This is a genomic window from Clostridium amazonense, assembly GCF_056431285.1.
In genome coordinates this window covers 76,144-95,418 of record NZ_JBWKMH010000023.1, presented here as the reverse complement: position 1 = coordinate 95,418, position 19,275 = coordinate 76,144, and the positions used below count along the sequence as shown (strand labels likewise).

Annotated in this window: 13 protein-coding genes; 2 read left to right on the top strand and 11 right to left on the bottom strand. The window is 23.9% G+C overall.

The window, feature by feature from the left end; translation table 11 throughout:
• Window positions 1-6 precede the first annotated feature (6 nt).
• Complete coding sequence (locus AC07E4_RS08650; protein WP_478216133.1) at window positions 7-1,605, bottom strand: putative ABC transporter permease subunit; 1,599 nt, start codon at window positions 1,603-1,605, stop codon at window positions 7-9.
• A complete protein-coding gene (locus AC07E4_RS08645) occupies window positions 1,598-2,314 on the bottom strand; it encodes an ABC transporter ATP-binding protein (RefSeq protein WP_034440475.1) in 717 nt (238 codons plus the stop codon). Before AC07E4_RS08645 ends, AC07E4_RS08650 begins: the two co-directional genes overlap by 8 nt.
• 198 nt (window positions 2,315-2,512) lie before the next feature.
• Here AC07E4_RS08645 and AC07E4_RS08640 point away from each other — a divergent pair, with 198 nt between their 5' ends.
• Window positions 2,513-2,887 (top strand): hypothetical protein, encoded by a 375-nt coding sequence (locus AC07E4_RS08640; RefSeq protein WP_034440473.1) that lies wholly within the window; start codon window positions 2,513-2,515, stop codon window positions 2,885-2,887.
• A gap of 81 nt (window positions 2,888-2,968) precedes the next feature.
• Here AC07E4_RS08640 and AC07E4_RS08635 read toward each other — a convergent pair whose 3' ends face one another.
• From AC07E4_RS08635 to AC07E4_RS08595, 9 genes are all read right to left on the bottom strand, one after another.
• Window positions 2,969-4,738, bottom strand: a complete 1,770-nt coding sequence (locus AC07E4_RS08635) for an ABC transporter ATP-binding protein (RefSeq protein ID WP_034440472.1) — start codon at window positions 4,736-4,738, stop codon at window positions 2,969-2,971.
• Window positions 4,731-6,545 carry an ATP-binding cassette domain-containing protein gene (locus AC07E4_RS08630; RefSeq protein WP_478216132.1) on the bottom strand — a complete coding sequence of 605 codons (1,815 nt, stop codon included), beginning with the start codon at window positions 6,543-6,545 and terminating at the stop codon, window positions 4,731-4,733. Before AC07E4_RS08630 ends, AC07E4_RS08635 begins: the two co-directional genes overlap by 8 nt.
• A 5-nt stretch (window positions 6,546-6,550) precedes the next feature.
• On the bottom strand, window positions 6,551-8,149 hold the full coding sequence (locus AC07E4_RS08625) for a sigma-70 family RNA polymerase sigma factor (RefSeq protein WP_478216131.1): 1,599 nt from the start codon (window positions 8,147-8,149) through the stop codon (window positions 6,551-6,553).
• 572 nt (window positions 8,150-8,721) lie between these two features.
• Window positions 8,722-9,843, bottom strand: coding sequence for a DegT/DnrJ/EryC1/StrS family aminotransferase (locus AC07E4_RS08620; RefSeq protein WP_034440358.1), 1,122 nt, complete (start codon window positions 9,841-9,843; stop codon window positions 8,722-8,724).
• 13 nt (window positions 9,844-9,856) lie between these two features.
• Entirely contained in the window at window positions 9,857-11,038 is a 1,182-nt protein-coding gene (locus AC07E4_RS08615; RefSeq protein ID WP_034440361.1) for a DegT/DnrJ/EryC1/StrS family aminotransferase, read from the bottom strand.
• A 71-nt stretch (window positions 11,039-11,109) separates the two neighbouring features.
• The gene (locus AC07E4_RS08610; RefSeq protein WP_478216130.1) at window positions 11,110-12,309 is read right to left on the bottom strand and encodes a MerR family transcriptional regulator; all 1,200 of its coding nucleotides are present in this window, start codon (window positions 12,307-12,309) and stop codon (window positions 11,110-11,112) included.
• A gap of 482 nt (window positions 12,310-12,791) precedes the next feature.
• A complete protein-coding gene (locus tag AC07E4_RS08605) occupies window positions 12,792-14,528 on the bottom strand; it encodes a GGDEF domain-containing protein (protein ID WP_034440364.1) in 1,737 nt (578 codons plus the stop codon).
• A 453-nt stretch (window positions 14,529-14,981) separates the two neighbouring features.
• Entirely contained in the window at window positions 14,982-16,904 is a 1,923-nt protein-coding gene (locus AC07E4_RS08600) for a GGDEF domain-containing protein (protein ID WP_034440366.1), read from the bottom strand.
• 302 nt (window positions 16,905-17,206) lie between these two features.
• Complete coding sequence (locus AC07E4_RS08595; RefSeq protein ID WP_430828704.1) at window positions 17,207-17,917, bottom strand: class I SAM-dependent methyltransferase; 711 nt, start codon at window positions 17,915-17,917, stop codon at window positions 17,207-17,209.
• Window positions 17,918-18,183: 266 nt separating this feature from the next.
• Between AC07E4_RS08595 and AC07E4_RS08590 the strand changes: the two genes are divergently transcribed.
• A complete protein-coding gene (locus tag AC07E4_RS08590) occupies window positions 18,184-18,888 on the top strand; it encodes a VanZ family protein (RefSeq protein ID WP_430828703.1) in 705 nt (234 codons plus the stop codon).
• Window positions 18,889-19,275: the final 387 nt, after the last annotated feature.

Sequence of the window (19,275 nt, the reverse complement as noted above, 5' to 3'; positions counted from 1 at the left end):
ATAATATTATAATTTGTTAAATAGTTCAACTCCCTTTGTTTTTAGCATGTTCCAAATTACAAATATTACTGATAAAAGTATAACTGCTAACACACCTATAAACACTGCAAAATTTTCTATTCTAAAGTATATATATATTAGTGTTGGAATAGCAATGATTACCATACCAAAAAGCATTGAAATCATTGTACTTGCACTTTGCTTTACCACTTGAGTTTCTGATGTCCACATAAGCTTTGGAAAATATAAATTTATTAGAAGTCCTCCCATTGAAATTATAAATGCATATAATGTTGGTATTAAGAACACTCCTATTAAATAAACTCCACTTATTCTAAACTTAAAACTTAGAACTAACATATTAATATATAGAAGTGGTAATATAACTAATAAATTTAATGCTATTTTGCTTTTAAATATCTCAGTTTCTTTTATTGGCATACTTTTTAATATCCATAGATTAGGACTTTCAAGAGATATTGATGGTGCTGTAGTGCATGTCAATGCTACAAGTCCTGATCCAATTAAAATTATATAGCTTGGTAATATTTCTGCCATCATTGGCATTTCTAATATTACACTAATTTTTTCTACACCTACAAATATTAATGCTACTGAAAATATTGTAAATAATATCATTCCTACAGATGTATTTAAAACATAAATATTACTTGAAAAATATCTTCTTACTTCTTTTCTTAATAATGCTTTAACTGGACTTTCTACCTTTAACTCTTTAAATTTATAATTAGATTTTTTGTAGCTCTCTTTAAGTTTTGAATTTATAGTTTTAAAACTCCTACTAAATACTAATATAAATACTATAAAAGGTACTATTGATATTAAAATAAATTTAATTCCATTTATTATACTAAAATTTTTAAGTGCCTCTGTAAAATAGTATGATGGTAAATACATCTTTTGCATTACTATACTTATTGCATTACTATTCTCCATTACATACTCAATTATTTTATCACTTCTCATAGATAAAACCATAATTAAAACCAAGCTTAGAACACTTAATAAAATTGCTACTATATTTTTATGTTTAGATCTTGATGAAAAGAAACTTATGATAAAAGCTATTATTGAAGCTAAAACTATTGGTATTAATGGTACAAACACTGATAATACAATTACATATATAAAAAATATAAAACTTACATTACTATTTATAAAATATGATATTGCAAATGGTAAAAGCATTATTAATGATATACAGTAATTTATAATTATAAGGCTTAAAATTTTGCTTAAAAGTATTGTTGAAGATTTTATTGGCATTGCTGCTAAAATATCATAATCTTTATTAGAAAATAAATAACCTTGTGCTTTATATATTGAAGTAAAAAATACAAATACTGTGCTCATAGTAATAGCAAAAGTAAGTAGTACATCTAACTTACTTATTTCTTTTAATACTTTACCTAAAGACATAGCATATACTGTAAACATGCAGAATAACATAGCAAAACTCATAAATATCAACAAAGATGTTCCTAATATTTTATTTTTTTCTGACTTAGACTTTTCTTTTAGTATTTTATTAATACCAATAGAGTTAATAAAATTTACTTTTAATAATGTAATTAAATTACTCATTTTCTATCATCTCCATAAATACTTCTTCAAGTGAACTATCCCCCTTAACTGTAGCCACATCTCCAAGTGCTACAATTTGTCCATCTTTAATTATAGCTATTCTATCACAAAGCTTTTCAACTACTTCTAAAACATGACTTGAGAAAAATATAGAACCACCACTTATGCAAATTTCTTTCATTATTCCTTTTAATGTATGTGCTGCTTTAGGGTCAAGTCCTACAAATGGTTCATCAAGTATAAGCAATTTAGGTTCATGAATTAGTGCTGAAATTACAGCTAATTTTTGTTTCATACCATGTGAATATGATGAAATTAAATCACCTAAACTATTTGTTATTTCAAATTCATCACTATATTTTTTTATACGATTTTCTCTATCAATTTTTGATATACCGTATATATCAGCTACAAAATTAAGATATTGTATACCTGTTAATGCATCATATAAATCTGGATTATCTGGAATATATGCCATAATTTTTTTACATTCAATAGGTTTATCTTTTATAGACATATTATCTATTAAAATTTCACCTTCTTCAAAATCCAATATGCCTACTATTGATTTTATAGTAGTTGTCTTTCCTGCACCATTATGCCCAATAAACCCAAATATTTCTCCATCTTTAACCTCTATATTAATATTACTTGCAGCCTTCTTTTTTCCGCCACTATAAATTTTAGAAAATTCTTTTATACTTAACATAATATCCATCCTCCCAAATAAAATTGCCTTTTTAGATATTTAGATAATTATCTAAATATCTATATACATATATTATTCTCACCTTATAAGTTTGTCAACATTTTTATAATTTATATTTTGAAAATTTAAATTTTGCTAATATATACATTAAATATGCAATATAATATAAATATATAATATATTTTATAGGAGTTTATAATGAATAAATTTATTGATATTATTATAGGACTAGGTATTAATATTTTCATACTAATATTATTTGTATTTAAAATGATTGTAACTTCAGATGTACCTGTATCTATGTCACTTAAAGAATGTACATTTATATGTATACTCTTAATTTCTATTTTACTTATATACAATTTTTACATAAATAAAACAGAATTTTTGATAATAAACATTATATTTATATTGTTTCCACTATTTTTATGGTTTACTTCTATGAAGCAAGCATTAATTTATAATTATCATAAATATGATACCTTAACTTGTATTATTGGTTTTTCTATTATATTAATTCTTTTATTAAAAATAATTTATATAAAAATAAAAAGAATTAAAATTGTTAAATAGACCTTAGTACTAAATTTCTATACAATAAAAAGAGTTCATTGAATGCTTATTTTTCAATGAACTCTAAAAACATTAATTTTATTAAGCCACATACCATGATTCTTGATTTTTATACATCTCTTTATATATTCCATCTATATTTAATAGTTCTTTATGTGTTCCTTCTTCTTCAATTTTTCCATCATTAAAAACTACTATTCTATCAGCACGTTTTGCAAAACCTAACCTATGTGATATAAATAAAACTGTCTTATCTTTTGCTAAATCATATATCATATTATAAATTTCAATTTCCGATATTGGGTCTAAATATGCTGTTGGCTCATCTAATATCCATATAGTAGAATCACCTTTTGCTAAAAGCCTAGCTATTGCAAGCCTTTGCCACTGACCTTTTGATAGTTCTATTCCATCTTTAAGTTGACCAAGTTCTGTATCTATACCCTTAGGCAAATTGAAAACTATTTCTTTTAAACCCACTTTATCTAGTAAGTCCCAAATTTCAATTTCAGAAAACTTATAACTTTCATTTCCTACTTCAATATTTTCTCTTATAGTCATTTCATATTGAGCAAAATCTTGTAATATACATGAAATACTACTTTTTAATATACATTGAGCTTTCAATCCACTACTTCCATCTACCATAATTTCACCACTTGTAGGATTTGTAAGTGCCATTAAAATATTGGTACTTGTGGTTTTTCCACTTCCATTATGACCAACTATAGCAATTTTTTCTCCACTATTTATATGAAAATTAAGATTTTTAAGTGCATATCTTGTGCCTTGAGGGTAATTATAAGTTACATTTTTCAAAACTATATTCTTAACCTTTTCATTTATAGCTATTTTATCATCATTTTCATAATTCATTATCTCATAATAACTTTTAATGAATTTACTATCAATTTCATTTTGTGCAAGTGTACTCTGTACACCTTCAAAAGTATCTATTACACCATTGAGAAGTTCATTACATAGCATTAAAAAACCAATTTCAAGTCTGCCTTTAACTATTTCATATGCAACATAAATAAGCATAGATATATATGGAATGTTAAAAACTATTCTTGCCAATTGTAATGTAATTTCAAACTTCTTAAATATTTTCATTCTACAAGTATACTCTTTTTCATAAAGTTCATCCCATTTACTACTAACGAAATTAAATAATCTATTAAATTTAAACTCTTGATGAGTAATCTTATCTCCACTAAGACTAAAAAAATAATTTTGCTTTTGGCTATATGGTTGTATTTCATCCCAAATATTCATTATACTATTGTACATGTTTCCTGCTAACTTATTAAATACAAAAACTAAAACTAAATATATTGCTACAACTAGAATATTTATCTGTATAAGAAAATATCCATAAATAATTGTTTTAAAGACTGCTTGTATATAAAACATAGTACTTTCTATAAATTTTTTCATAGTTTCTAAACTCTTGGTTCTTACTTCATGAATTTTTACGTAAGTTTCATTGTTTTCATAATAATCTATTTTAATATTTGAAAGTTTAGTGTTAAGACTATTTTCAAATGTATATGAAAGTTTTAAATTGACTTTATTTGTAAGTAATATATTTATAACATTGCTAAATTTTAATATTAATTTTGCTAAAGAAAATATAGTTATTCCTATAACTACAGATTTAAAATCATGAGTTTTATTAAAAATCCCATATGCTGAGTTTATAGTGTATTGGGTAGCATTTAATAATACATATACAAAACATGCTGAAAATATATTTATAAGTATTAAAAAGACATATGAGGCTGGACTACTTTTATAAGCTATATTGTTTACTTTTTTTAAAGCTTGTATCTTATAACTTCTACACACACACTTCACCTTCTTTATAAATTTCTTGTTGTGAATTAAACAATTCATAATATTTGCCTTTTAACTTTAAAAGTTCTTCATGTGTTCCACTTTCAACTATTTTCCCATTATCCATTATGCAAATACGACTAGACATCCTTGCAAATCCAATACGATGTGAAATTAAAAGTGCAGTTTTATTTTTAACTATATCTTTGAATTGATTTAACATTCTCATCTCTTCAATTGGATCTATTGATGCTGTTGGTTCATCTAATATTAGTACTTCTTTGCTCCCCATATAAGCCCTTGATAAAATTACTCTTTGCCACTGTCCAAGACTTAAATCCTGTCCTCTACTATCATATTCTTTACCAAGTATTGTATTTATTCCACTTGGCAATTTATTTATTACTTCTTTTAAATTTCCCTTTTCTATTGCACTATTAAAACTATTTTCATCATTAAGTTTTTCAATCATTCCAACTTGTACATTTTCCTTTAATGATATACTGTACTTTGTAAAATCTTGAAATCCTATACCAAAATATCTATATAAACTTTCTTTATCATAATTTCTTATATCTTTTCCATTTAGTTTTATAATTCCCTTGTAATCTTCTAAAAGTCCACACATTAACTTTGAAAAAGTGCTTTTCCCACTTCCATTGTATCCAAGCACACTAACAACCTCTCCCTTATTTAATGAGAAATTCAACTTTTCAACTGCATCCTTATTTCCATTAGGATATTTGTAACTTACATTTTCAAATGTCAAACTTTCAAATTTACCTTCAATATCATCAGTTTTTAAATTATGATCTGAAGATATATTTTTTAATGCATCTAAGCTTATTTTTCCTGTGAAATTTTCATATTTTTCTACATATTGATAATTATCCATTAAATCCTTTGAAAGTATATCTACTATGCTTTTTATATTATAAGTAAGCGACCACATTATTGAATTCAAAAACACAAATTCTCCTACATCTATAGTTCCATCATATACAAGATATAAAAAGTATACTGTTAGCCCATATGTCATAAACGCCTCAATAAAATTTGTAATATTAGTTAATATAGTTGCCTTCACTTCAAATTTATATTTTGAAACTGTATAATTTTTATATGAATCATCCCATTTATTAAGGAATTTATTTTGAAGATTAAATATTCTAATCTCTTTTGCGTATTTTCTTGATGAAAGTAACTCTCTATAATAGTTAGCAGTACGTTCTTCATTAACATATTCTTTATTTAAATTCATACGTTTTTTTACAACATATTTATTTATAAATACTAAAATTAAAGATAAAATAAATACACATATAAGTACAAGTGAGTCAAAACAAGAAATAGCTAAAACCGATAACATAAGTCTAAACACAGCTATTGTAAACTTATTAAATACTGTAACTGTAATTTTTGTAGTATTATCCATATTATTTCTTACAAACTCATAATTATCATAAAAACTTGTTTTATAAAAATTGTCTTGTTTTGTGTTATAACTTTTATACATAAAAAACTTTGAAAATAGTTTTTTAGATTTTTTAGTATATGCATTTATCATCATATCTTCAAAATTTATTGTATTTCCACCTATGCATATCATTAAAAAGAAAAATAATATAGGAATTGCTACTTTAAAGCTAGTTTCTTGAATACTTTTGTAATGTAGTATTGTATCAGTAGCCATCTTAAATGAATAACTCATTCCAATTTTTGCTAATGCTATAATAAATAATGTAGTTAAATTTAAAACAAAAAATATAGGAGCTGAAACAACACTAATCTTGCAAAAATTTAATATTTTCTTTAACACATACATCACTCCCCAAGGAAAAGAATTGTTGATATGCTTTTTTCCTTATCAAAATTTACTTCTTTTAATAATCCTCTATCTACTAAGTTTTTTAATACATAAGTTTTCAACTTTGCTATATTATTTTGACATATGTACTTTATAGTTTTATACATATGAATAGGCTGATCTATTTTTTCAATTTCATATACTTCCTTATCAAATTTTTGTCCTATTTTTATAAAATCATCTGAAGGTACTGGTATTATTTCATTTAAAATGTTTTTGCTTTTTAAATAAACTACATTCACTTTATATCCACTTTCATTTTTAAATAAATATCCTTTATCTATTAGCCTTCTATAAATATCTATATTTACATCATTTTCTTCTAATTTTCCATTTATAAAATGATATAGTCCTATATAATCTGACATAATATTATCTCGCCAATCAAAATCTCTTTTACTCCATACAGTATTAATCTGCCAACCTAAAATAGGTAATTCACTGTTACTTCTATACATGTCACCACAACAATTATAATTAAATTTATCAATCTTATTTATTTTCTTATCTAAAGTTGCAGTTGAGATGTAATTTCCTCCATCTTTACGTATTACACTAACTTCATCAAAAGTTATCTTTTGTAACTCAGCAAATATGAATTTCTGCATTGAATATGGGATTATACTCCACATTAAAAAGTTAAAATCATTATCTGGTGAATAAATATTAACTTTTTTAAATATTTCTCTATTCTCAAAAAATTGAAGAAAATATTTTTCTACTAATATATTTGCATATTTTTTATATAAACTGTTTAATTCTTCATATTTTTCTTCTGATGGTTCTTCAATTAAAATATTAGTTTCATATTTTTCGCATTTTACTTTATTCATAAACCCATATTCTTCAAGTTCATTAACTTCATCTTCTACAAATATAGGTGATATTCCCAGCTCCTCTGCAATTTCATTTATTGTAAGTGATTTATGATAAGCTGAATAAGATATATTTTGAGTTATTCTCTTTTTTAAAAAATCTTTAGTATCACCTCTACTACCTGGATTTCCTAAATGCCCTATATTAGAAAAGTTAATAGGATTAATTCCTAAATTACCAATAGTTCTTAATACTTCCATACTATTTTTCATCTCCTTTTTAATCTCATAAAGATGCCACTTTACAGTTCCCTCTGACAAATCTAGTTCTTTTGCAATTTCCCTTATTTTTAATCCTTTATAATAATGTAACAAAACTATTTTTCTTTGCTGCCTTGATAAAAATGCAATTTCTAATCTAAGTTTTCCTATGATTTCTTTTTTCACAATATCATTTTCAATATTTTCATTTTCAATAATATTTACATCATCTATAAAAACATTGTTAATAACCCTTGTTTTCTCACTTAAATACTTTGTCCAAACATTATGAGCAATTCTAAAAACATAACTATTTAAATCTATAAAGTTATCTTTTTTTATAAGTACATCATAAATTTGAATTATAATCATACTTGCTAATTCTTCTGCATCATTAATATTCCTAGTTTTATTCATTGCAAAACCATACATAGGTTTTATGTATTCTTTTATCACTCTATCTGCATCCTGTTTTTTCAATATCAATTCTCCTTTCAAATCTCTGTATATTTATATACTGTCTACATTTGTAAAAAAGTTGGCAAATATATATAAATTCTTCAAAAAAATAAATAACTCCTTCTCTTGAGTTCCATCTAATATTTTATAGGGTTCCAAGTTCGAATTCAAAATAACAAATTTATCAATTGAAAAGCTTTTTTCTTTCATCAAGGAACAGGAATTATTTAAATTAGTATTTCTTTAAAAATTGATTTAGAAACTCTTATTAATTTGTGTTTTATTTTCAAGACCTGAACCCAAGGACGGGTTCAGCGACTGCCTAGACAGGATATCGTGTGAACTAAATTTAGAAATATGTAATTCAAAATTCAATGTATATTTTTTATAAATCAAGGAAGTAATTCGCATTAATAATGGCATTTTATTAATGTGAATTGCTGACGAAGAGTTATGAAAAATAGACTAGAATTTAATTACATAGCTCTGAATTCAGTTCACTTATAGCCGTTTAGTTTTGGAAATAAAAAAAGCCACCATAAACTTAACTTTTACTAACTAAGTTTATAGCAGCTATTTCTATTTATATATAATTATTTTCTGTAGAATTCTCTTATTTTTTCACAAACATAATCTACTTCATCCATTGTTAATTCTGGATATATTGGAAGTGCTAGTATTCTTTCTGATACTCTTTCAGCTACAGGGAAATCTCCTTTTTTATATCCTAAATAACTAAAGCAGTTTTGCATGTGTAATGGAATTGGATAGTATATACTAGTTCCTACACCATTTTCTTTTAGATATTCATTTAACTCATCTCTTTTTTCACAAGTTATATTAAATACATAGTAAACTGGTATTTGATCACCTTTTATTTTTGGTAATGTTATTTCTGGAATATCTTTTAATCTTTCAACATATGCATCATGAATCATATTTCTCTTTTCTATTGATTCATTTATATATTTTAATTTTACTCTTAATACTGCAGCTTGAATGTTATCAAGTCTTGAGTTATATCCTATATATTCATAGTGATATTTTTTCTTAGCTCCATGAACTCTTAACATTTTAGTAGTTTCTGCTAATTCATCACTATTTGTAACTATCATACCACCATCGCCATAAGCTCCTAGTGTTTTAGTTGGGAAAAATGAATACATACCCATATCACCTATAGTTCCAGCGTGTCTATAAGTATCTCCTTTTCCTTTCCATTGCATTCCAAAACCTTCTGCAGCATCTTCAAGAACAGATAAATTGTGTCTTTTAGCTATATCCATTACATCATCCATGTTAGCCATTTGGCAGAAAAGATGTATTGGAAGTATTCCTACTGTATCTTTTGTTATTCTTTCTTCAATTTTTGTAGTATCTATATTGAAAGTATCTTCATCTATATCTACAAACACTGGTTTTCCTTTATGCTTTGCAAGACATGAAGTTGATGCTAAGAATGTAAATGGAGAAGTTATTATTTCCTTTCCATCTTTGTATCCTAATATATCAGATGCCATAACTAATGCGTCTGTTCCTGATGCAACACCAATAGCATGGTTTACATTTGCAAAATCTTGTATTTCTTTTTCAAAAGCTTTTACTTCTTCACCTAAAGTTTGAACTCCATTTTTTATTGAACCAAGTATTGCTTCATTAAATTCAGCCATTTTTTCTTCATATTCTCTTTTTGAAGTATAAAATCCTACTTTCATTTTCTTATCTCCTTTATTTTTCACTTATTATTTTTTCTACTATAGCTATTAACTCATTTACTAGATATTCTGCATCATCTAAAGATAATGTAGAATACACTGGAAGAGATATTTCATTCTTATATTGATTATATGCATTTTCATAATCTTCTATTTTATATCCTAAGTTTTTATATAATGTAAACATAGGAAGTGGTGTAAAGTGAACATTTGTAGCTATATCTTTTTTAGCTAATGCTTCAATAACTTTATCTCTATCTACTTCTTCAAAGCCCTTTATTCTTAATGGATATAAGTGATATGATGTTTCCATTTCTTCATTTTTTGAAAATGGTATAATAGCCCATTCTTTATCTTTTAATGCACTACTATAAGTACTAAATATTGCTCTTCTCTTTTCAAGCATATTTTCATATCTTTCAAGTTGTCCAAGTCCTATTGCAGCATGTAAATCAGACATATTACATTTAAATCCATCTGTTAATATATCATATTTCCATGCTCCTGCTTTCATTTTTGATAATGCATCTTTAGATTGTCCGTGTAATGATGTGTATTTTAATTCACGATATAAATCTTCTTTTCCGTGGAAGTTATTATCATTAAATGTTATTCCTCCACCTTCTGCTGTAGTTAAATTTTTAACTGCATGGAATGAAAATACATGGAAATCATATTGAGCTCCAACTTTATTTCCTTTATATGATGCTCCAAATGAGTGAGCTGAGTCACCTATTAATATTATGTCTTCTCTATTTAATTTTTTAAGTATACTTCTTACTTTATCATAATCTAATGGTACACCTGCAAAATCTACAGTTATTATAGCCTTTGTTTTATCTGTAATTGCATTTTCTAATTTGTTTAAGTCCATTAGGAATGTATCTTTTTCTACATCTACAAATACTAATTTTGCATTTCTATGTAAAACTACACTTGCACTTGCTGTATAAGTATAAGGAGTTGTTATAACTTCATCGCCTTCTTTTATATCAAAAACTTTTAGTATAAGCTCCATACCTGAAGTTGCACTGCTTACTGCTACACCATGATTGGCATTACAGTACTTACTCATTTCCTCTTCAAATTTAGCAACTTTTGGTCCTGAAGTAATCCAACCTGATCTTAAGACCTCAACTACTTTTTCTATTTCATTTTCTTCTATATCTGGTGGTGAAAAAGGTATTTTTCTCATTTTGAAATCTCTCCTTTTTATTATTATTTTTATCTATTTTTCAAAATTTTAATACTTTTTAAGTATTTTAATTATTTTTTGCCTCTAAAATATCCTGTATCTTTTGATATATAAATATATTTATTATGCTCTTTTTCTTCCTTTAATATTTTCTTTAAAGTTTCTAATTTAGTATCATTAAGTTTTTTTACTATATCACTTTCCATAGAAACTATATAATCTATTAATGCTTTTTCTTCTGTTATCTTAAGATTATCTATATACCTTTTACTTTCTACTTCTCTAAAAAATTTTGACAAAATTTCAAATCCATTTTCAAGTCTGAACTTATCAGTTAAATTAAAACTTTCTGCCTCTAAAATGCTTTTATCTATCTCTCTTAAAAACTCTCTCATCTCCATCATATGCTTTTTTCCCACAGTTGACGCATACATATAACCATCTTTTTTTAATACTCTTTTGATTTCCAATAAAGCCTTTTCTATGTCTTTTACATGATATAACATATGGTTAGCTATAACTATATCAAAAGTTTCATCATTAAAAGAAATATCTTCAGCATTCATATTTTTAAATTTAAATCTTTTCACTTTTTCATCTAAATTTAATTGTGCATCTAAAATCATTCCCTCTGAAAAGTCAGTTAAATAAATTTCCCAATTATCAGGTATTTTGTCGTAATTTTTTTCCCATAAACTTGCATCGCCACAGCCTAACTCTAAAATCTTACATGGTTTATCTAATGGTAATTCTTCAAAGAACCATTCCATCCAGCCTTTTTTATTATGACTAAATTTATCATGTATATTTATTCTAGCCTTCAAATTTGATGCATTTTTATATTGTTCTATCCATTTATTATCTTTATTTATAAGACTTATTATGTTAATAAACTTATTCCAATTTAAATTTTTATCTTCTTCTATCATATTTAAAGTTTCATCTATAGCATGAATTACATTAAATTCATGATCTATTTTTTCTTTAATTATCTTTTTTTGTATTTGTAATGATCTTTTAAAATCATTATCATTTAAATCTTCTTTAAGAATATCTTTTATTTCGTCTAAAGATAATCCAATAAATTTTAATGTTAATATTTGTTGAAGTTTAGGAAAGTCTTCTTTTGTATAAAGTCTATACCCTGCTTCATTATATGATGATGGCTTTAAAAGTCCAATTTTATCATAATACCTTAAAGTTCTCATTGTTATTCCAGATTTCTTGGCAAACTCACCAACAGTTAAAGTATCCTTCACTTCTTCTTTCATACTAACAAAATTCACCTCATTTTAAACCTAATTTATGGATATATTTTATTATTTATTTAAATTTACTATACTTAAATATTAAACCTTGACGTTACGTTAATGTCAATACTTTTCTTTAAATTAATTTTTTTCCTATGATATCTAATAACTTTAATTTTTTATCTTATAACCATTTCATAGTTTTAAATACATATCTATTTAAAACTAAAATTAATTAAAAGTAATACTCCTAATTAGTCATATTTTCTATTTTAAAAGTATACTATTAAATATAGGCAAACTTAATATGCCTATATAATATTTCATATCTTTATAGATAGATACATTGGAATTTTAATATTCTTTCCACCAAACACTATTCATACAAGTGTTTATCCAATGTATCTATTTTTCTATTTTACACTGTAATTTATAAAATTTAAAATTATTAAAGAGAGAAGAAAAATACTTCTTCTCTCTTTAAATTTATTATAATATTAAATTTAATATACTACTCTATTTTTACCATTATTCTTAGCTAAATATAAATTTTCATCTGCTAGTTTAAGTACATCCTTATTTTTACTTTTAACACCTATTCCTAAACTCAGTGTAATTTTTAGATTATCTTTTAATCTAACCATCTCCATAAGACTTCGTATATTTTCTGCTAAATCTATAACATATTCTATATGTTTATTTTTCACTAAAATACAAAATTCTTCTCCACCATATCTAAATAAAAGTTCTCCATTATCTAATAAATTATCAATAATTTTTGCAGTATTTTTTAATACTAAATCTCCTGTATCATGTCCATACATATCATTTACTTTTTTAAAGTCATCTATATCTATCATTATAACTGATATATTTTCATTTCTAGCTATTGCTTTGTAATACTGATAATCAAAACATCTTCTGTTATAAATTCTAGTAAGTCCATCTATAATAGTTTGTTTTTTTAAACTTTTTAATTTTTTTATTAAAAAACTTATCACAAAAGATACAGTAATAATACAAATCATCAAACTTTTATAGAAAATTATTTTTCTATCATTACTTTTGATTAATTCATCTTCTTTTTGCAAATTATCCACTATATATCTTCTATTATCTTCATTTCTCTTAAATTCATCTTCTTTGTATGCTTCTATTAACAATTTTTGATAATTTGCTCTTGACTTATCATCACCTATTTTATGGTAAGTACTGATAAGCTTTTCATATACTTTAATTTTTCTCCTGTCAAATTCATGTGAAAGTTTTAAACATTCTTTATAGTATTCTATAGCTTTTTCATAATTGCATTTTGCTAAATTTAAATCACCCAAACTTAATATATAGTAATAATTAGTATATATTTCTGTAATAATATTTTTATTTTTTAATTTTACATCACTTAATAATTTTTCAGCTAAATCAAAATGTTCTTTTTTTATATTAACATTAGCTTCAATTATTTTTCGCATATTTATAAAATCATCTGTAGCATTGGCCTTATTTTCTTTTTGCAAATAATCCATATAACAAACTGTTTTTAACGCCTTTTCATGCTGCTCTGTATCTTCATATAACTTAACTAATTTCATTAAAATATAATGTTTTAAATAAACATTTTTATCATTACTCTTATCAAGCATTTCAAATGCCTCTACTATTGATTTTTCTCCACTTCTATAATCATTAATCTCACAGTAATTACTTCCTAACTCTCCTGTTAATTGTGCTAAAGAATACCTATCTCCTAATTTTTCAGCAAGTTTAATTGCCTTTAATATGTACTTTACAACCATTGAGTAATTTTTATCTATACTGTAGCACTCATAATAATTTTTATATAATTCTAATTTAATTTCACTTGATAAATTATGTATATTGCTCTTTATATATTCTAATTTACCTATTCCTATATAACCTTTTCCTGATGCAACTGCAAGATATTTTGCCATATTCATAATGGGTTTATACACATAACTATATTGATTTTTAGGTATATATTTAAAAGTTTTATTATAAACTTCATTTGCTTTTTCATAGTTCCTTTCAAATGCCCAACATTTAACTAAAAATTCTCCATTATATGAAATTGCAAGTAAATTCTTCTCACTTTCTATATACTTCATAGCCTCTTCAAAATACTTTTTAGCATTATCAAAATCATTTTTATAATAACTAAAATACCCTAGTATGAAATATTTTTCAAAAGTATCTTTTTCATTTATTATTTTAATTCTCACATCTTCAATATATTTATTATTTATTATCTTATTATCATTAGCAGAATCTACTATTCTATCTATTATTTCATATTTATTATTATTTTTATTAAATCCAACTAACCCAAAACTACATATTAATATGATTACTACAAATATTTTTTCTCTCGATTTTGATATGCTTGCTATGATTACTCACCCCTGACACTAAAAATACCTTTTATATACCAATTTTTATCTTATATCCTAATAATATATATTTTTTCATATATTAACATAAATCATATTATATCATTTTTTTATTGTAATTTGAAATTGCTTACTACTATATTATTTATATAATAAAGCCCTATATTAACACTAGTTTTTCTATAAATATAAAATATTTATTAAATTTTATTGATTCCATTCTTAATAATATCTATAAACAAAAAATATATAAAAAAGAACACTATCAAAGTAGATAATGTTCTTTTAATATACAACTTTATTTTTCCCATTTTTTTTAGCTATATATAATTTTTCATCTGCATTTTTGACTATATCAAAACCATTTCCTTTAAATCCTATTCCTAAACTAATAGTGACTTTCAAATTCTCTTTTAGTTTAACTGAATCAGTAAAACTTCTTATATTTTCAGCTAAATCAATAACTTCATTTTTTGTTTTTCTTGTTAAAATACAAAATTCTTCTCCACCATATCTAAATGCTAAATCATCCTCTTCCAAAAAATTCGTTATAATCCCAGCTATAGTTTTTATCACAAAATCTCCTGCATCATGTCCATAATTATCATTTATTTTTTTAAAATCATCTATATCTATCATAATTACAGAAATACTATTATCCTTTAAAATAATCTCATTAAAATAGAAGTCAAAATATTTTCTATTATAAATACCAGTAAGTTCATCTGTTATGTTTTGCTTTTCTAAAAATTTTAATTTTCTCATTAAGAATTTAATTATCATCAACGATAATATAATAATTATCAATAAAATCTTATACACTACTAATTTATTATCATTATTTTTTATTAGTTCATACTCTTTTTCAACATTATTGATTATATTATCTATATTTTCTTGATTTCTAATAATTTCATCATCTTGATATTTATTTATTAATATATTTTGATACTTAGCTTCAAGTTCCTTATTTCCTAAGTTTCTATATGTATTTATAATTCTATTTATTAAATTCACTTCTAAAATATCAAACTCTTTAGATAAATTCAAAGAATTCTCATAACATTTTGCAGCACCTTCTAAATGACCTTGTTTTTCATGTAGTTTCCCTAAAGTCACATAATAAAAATAATATGTATAAAAACTATCTGTTTCTTTATTATCTATCATTTTAGATATATTAGATAGTAAATTGCTTGCAACTTCAAATTCTTCTCTATTTATATGCTTATTTATCTCTAATAAATCAATCATTTCTTTAAAATCTTTTGAGATTTCAGCACCCAATTCACCATGAAAATTTTCTATTTCATATGCTATCTCTAATGCTTCTTCGTATTCTTCTAAATCTAATTTCAAATTCAATAAACTCATTAGAACATAATTTTGTAAATATGTATTTTGCATATTATTTTCCTTTATTATTTCTAAGGCATATAAAATATGTTTTTCACTTTCTTTATAATTTCTAAGTTCACAGTACATTGTCCCTAAATCACTCATTAAATGAGCCAAATTGTAATTATCCCCTATTTTTTCTGATAATTTTATTGCTTTTAATAGATATTTTACTGACATTGAATAATTTTCATCAAAAAGATAACATTGATAATATGTTTTATATATTTGAATTTTAATCTCATCAGATGCATATGATAAATATTCAGTTATATTGTCCAATTCTTTTATTCCAACTTCACTTTCACCAGATGCAAAAGTTAATCCATTAGCCATATTAAGAATAGGTTTATAAACAAGATTATATTGTCTAGTAGGTATATATCTACACGTAAGTTCATAAACCTCCCTAGCTTTTTCATAATCTCCACTTATTGATAAGCATTCAATTAAAAATTGTCCATTATATGCAATACATAATAAATCTTTTTCATCTTCTATATAATCAATAGCTTTTTCAAATTTTATTTTAGCTTCAGAAATTCTGTCGTTATAATAATCACAATATCCTAATATAAGATATTTTTCAAAACTTTCCTCATTATTAATAACCTTTTCTTCAATACTATCAACATAACTTTTATCTAAAATTTTCTTGTCATCATTATTTTTTATTATTTTATCTATAATAATATAATCATCAAAATATATTTCATTTTGTTTAAACTTAATTACAACAATACAAAGTAATATCATAGTTCCAATATAAATAAATAAATTAAACTTTTTATTGTTAAATATAATTTTCACCCCTACCTTAATAACTTCAGATGCACTTCTATATTCGTATATTTTTATATTTATATTATAGTATAATTAAAATTTTACATATACATTTAAATTATTATATATCTATTCAAAATATTATATATATGATTATATATGTAATAAAAAAGCATATTTTCATAGTCATTCTTCTATAAACTAAATTCTAGATCGAATTTTTATTTAATTTTTTAACTGATGTTTATTTTTGATATTATTTATATAATTTCTGCAAAATAAAAAAAGCTTTCATTTTGTTGAAAACTTTCTTTAAAAATATATTAGTTTTATTTTCTTGCAATTATTATTACTGTATTTTCTTCTTTAAAATTTTCTAATAGCTCTACTTTTTCAAATCCTGCTTTTTTCATAGCATTAATTTCATGTTCTAAAGTTAAAGGTGTATCAAAATGAACAAAAACATCCTTGCCAACATTATCTCTTTCTTTTCTTCTTTCACACTCTAAAAATAGTAAATTTTCTATTTCTTCTGTTTTTGCAATATAATCACATTCAATATAACATCCACCTTTTTTTAAGCACTTATAAATTTTTTCAAATATATTTACTTTCTTTTCTTGCTTAAAATGATGTAAAGTTTCAAATGATATAACTGTATCATACTTTTCTATACCAAAAGGCTCTATGAAATAATCTCCACAAATTAACTTTAAATTTTTATCACCATGTTTTTTTTCAAGTTCATCTAACATAGTTTTTGTTAAATCAATACCTGTTACATTAATGCTTGGAAACTTTTTAAATATATAATCTAGTTCAATTCCAGTTCCACAGCCAATATCTAATATATTTTGTGTATTTTTAGGAATCAAATTAGACATACATTTATAATATTCCCTCCATATATTTATCATATGTTTTTCATATCCATCTATTCGTTTTGTAAAAAAGCTTTCCATTTTTTCAACTGGCTCATCCTTAGTTTCATTAAGCCAATTTTTTAAGCCCTCTAAATATACTTTATCTTCTTTCTCCATAATCCTCATCCCCTATGAATTTTTAGTATAAACATTTATATCTTAAAGCCCCCATCTTATATAATATATACTATAGATAAAAAGCTTAAAGTTCTACCTTAAGCTTATTTCATAAAAAACTATAATCCAATTTTATAATTTTTAAAGTTATTTTTATTTAATATTTTTTATATTATTTTACTTTATTGTAATCTATTTGTATTATTTTATTAATTTCGCTTTGTTATAATTATTGTAGTTTAATAAAACATTAAAGGAGCAATAGCATGGGGGATGGTGATTTATTTAAAAGTATAATTATAACTATTCCAATAATGGTTTTAATTGTTATATTTTTGAAAAACAACATAAAAACTAAATATAAACCTTTATTCATAGTTGGATTGTTTATATTTACTCTATTTATTTTGGCTATATTTTCAATAACAGGCATTTCACCTATGAGTGGATTTCATACAGATATTAGATTAAAAGAAATATCCTTAATTCCATTTAATGAATCTATAGGAATGATTTTAGACATTCCTAATTTAATGAAAACTGAACATATATCAATTGGAATAGCAATTTTAGGTGTATGTTTAAATATAATAGGTAACATATTACTATTTTGTCCAATAGGTTTCTTTTTGCCATTATTATGGAATGATTTTAGAAAATTCTCAAAAACAGTTATATTTGGATTTTTAGTATCTTTAATAATTGAATGTTCTCAATTATTTTTAATTCGTACTACTGATATAGATGACTTAATATTTAATACTTTAGGTACAATGATTGGCTACTTATTTTTTAAAGTTTTCAAAAAAATATTTCCAAATTTTTCCGAAAAATTCACCTTACAATATAGTATCCAATCAAAAACAAATTCTAAATTATTACCTATACTTTGTTTTATAGTTCCATACTTAATTATTGTATCGCTAGGTTTTTATCAGCGTTCTATATTAATATCCAATATAGGTAAATAAAATAGCTACTCTTATTATTAATATAAACTATCAAACTATCACTTTTATAAGTATTAAAACACTTATAATGAAAAAAGATTGAAAATCACTATATTTTCAATCTTTTTTTATTATATTATAGAAATACAAGTTGAAACTTTAAAATATTCATGTTTCAATTGAGAATTTTGACTCGAATTTTTAATCTATATTTTTTACGGATTGGCCCCATAAAAGTAGACTCTAAATGCTAATTACTAGCTTATTCTTAAAATTACTATTTTTTAGATTATAGAACTCATTTGGGGTTCTATAATCAATTGAAGAATGTATTCTTTTAAAGTTATAGTTATCTACGTATTTTTCAATAGTGTTAATTGCATCTTTAAAATTTTTAAACAGCCTGCA

Coding starts and splice junctions, on each gene's coding strand:
- AC07E4_RS08650 (WP_478216133.1), bottom strand. CDS start 1,605: ATGAGTAATTTAATTACATTATTAAAAGTAAATTTTATTAACTCTATT.
- AC07E4_RS08645 (WP_034440475.1), bottom strand. CDS start 2,314: ATGTTAAGTATAAAAGAATTTTCTAAAATTTATAGTGGCGGAAAAAAG.
- AC07E4_RS08640 (WP_034440473.1), top strand. CDS start 2,513: ATGAATAAATTTATTGATATTATTATAGGACTAGGTATTAATATTTTC.
- AC07E4_RS08620 (WP_034440358.1), bottom strand. CDS start 9,843: ATGAAAGTAGGATTTTATACTTCAAAAAGAGAATATGAAGAAAAAATG.
- AC07E4_RS08615 (WP_034440361.1), bottom strand. CDS start 11,038: ATGAGAAAAATACCTTTTTCACCACCAGATATAGAAGAAAATGAAATA.
- AC07E4_RS08610 (WP_478216130.1), bottom strand. CDS start 12,309: ATGAAAGAAGAAGTGAAGGATACTTTAACTGTTGGTGAGTTTGCCAAG.
- AC07E4_RS08595 (WP_430828704.1), bottom strand. CDS start 17,917: ATGGAGAAAGAAGATAAAGTATATTTAGAGGGCTTAAAAAATTGGCTT.
- AC07E4_RS08590 (WP_430828703.1), top strand. CDS start 18,184: ATGGGGGATGGTGATTTATTTAAAAGTATAATTATAACTATTCCAATA.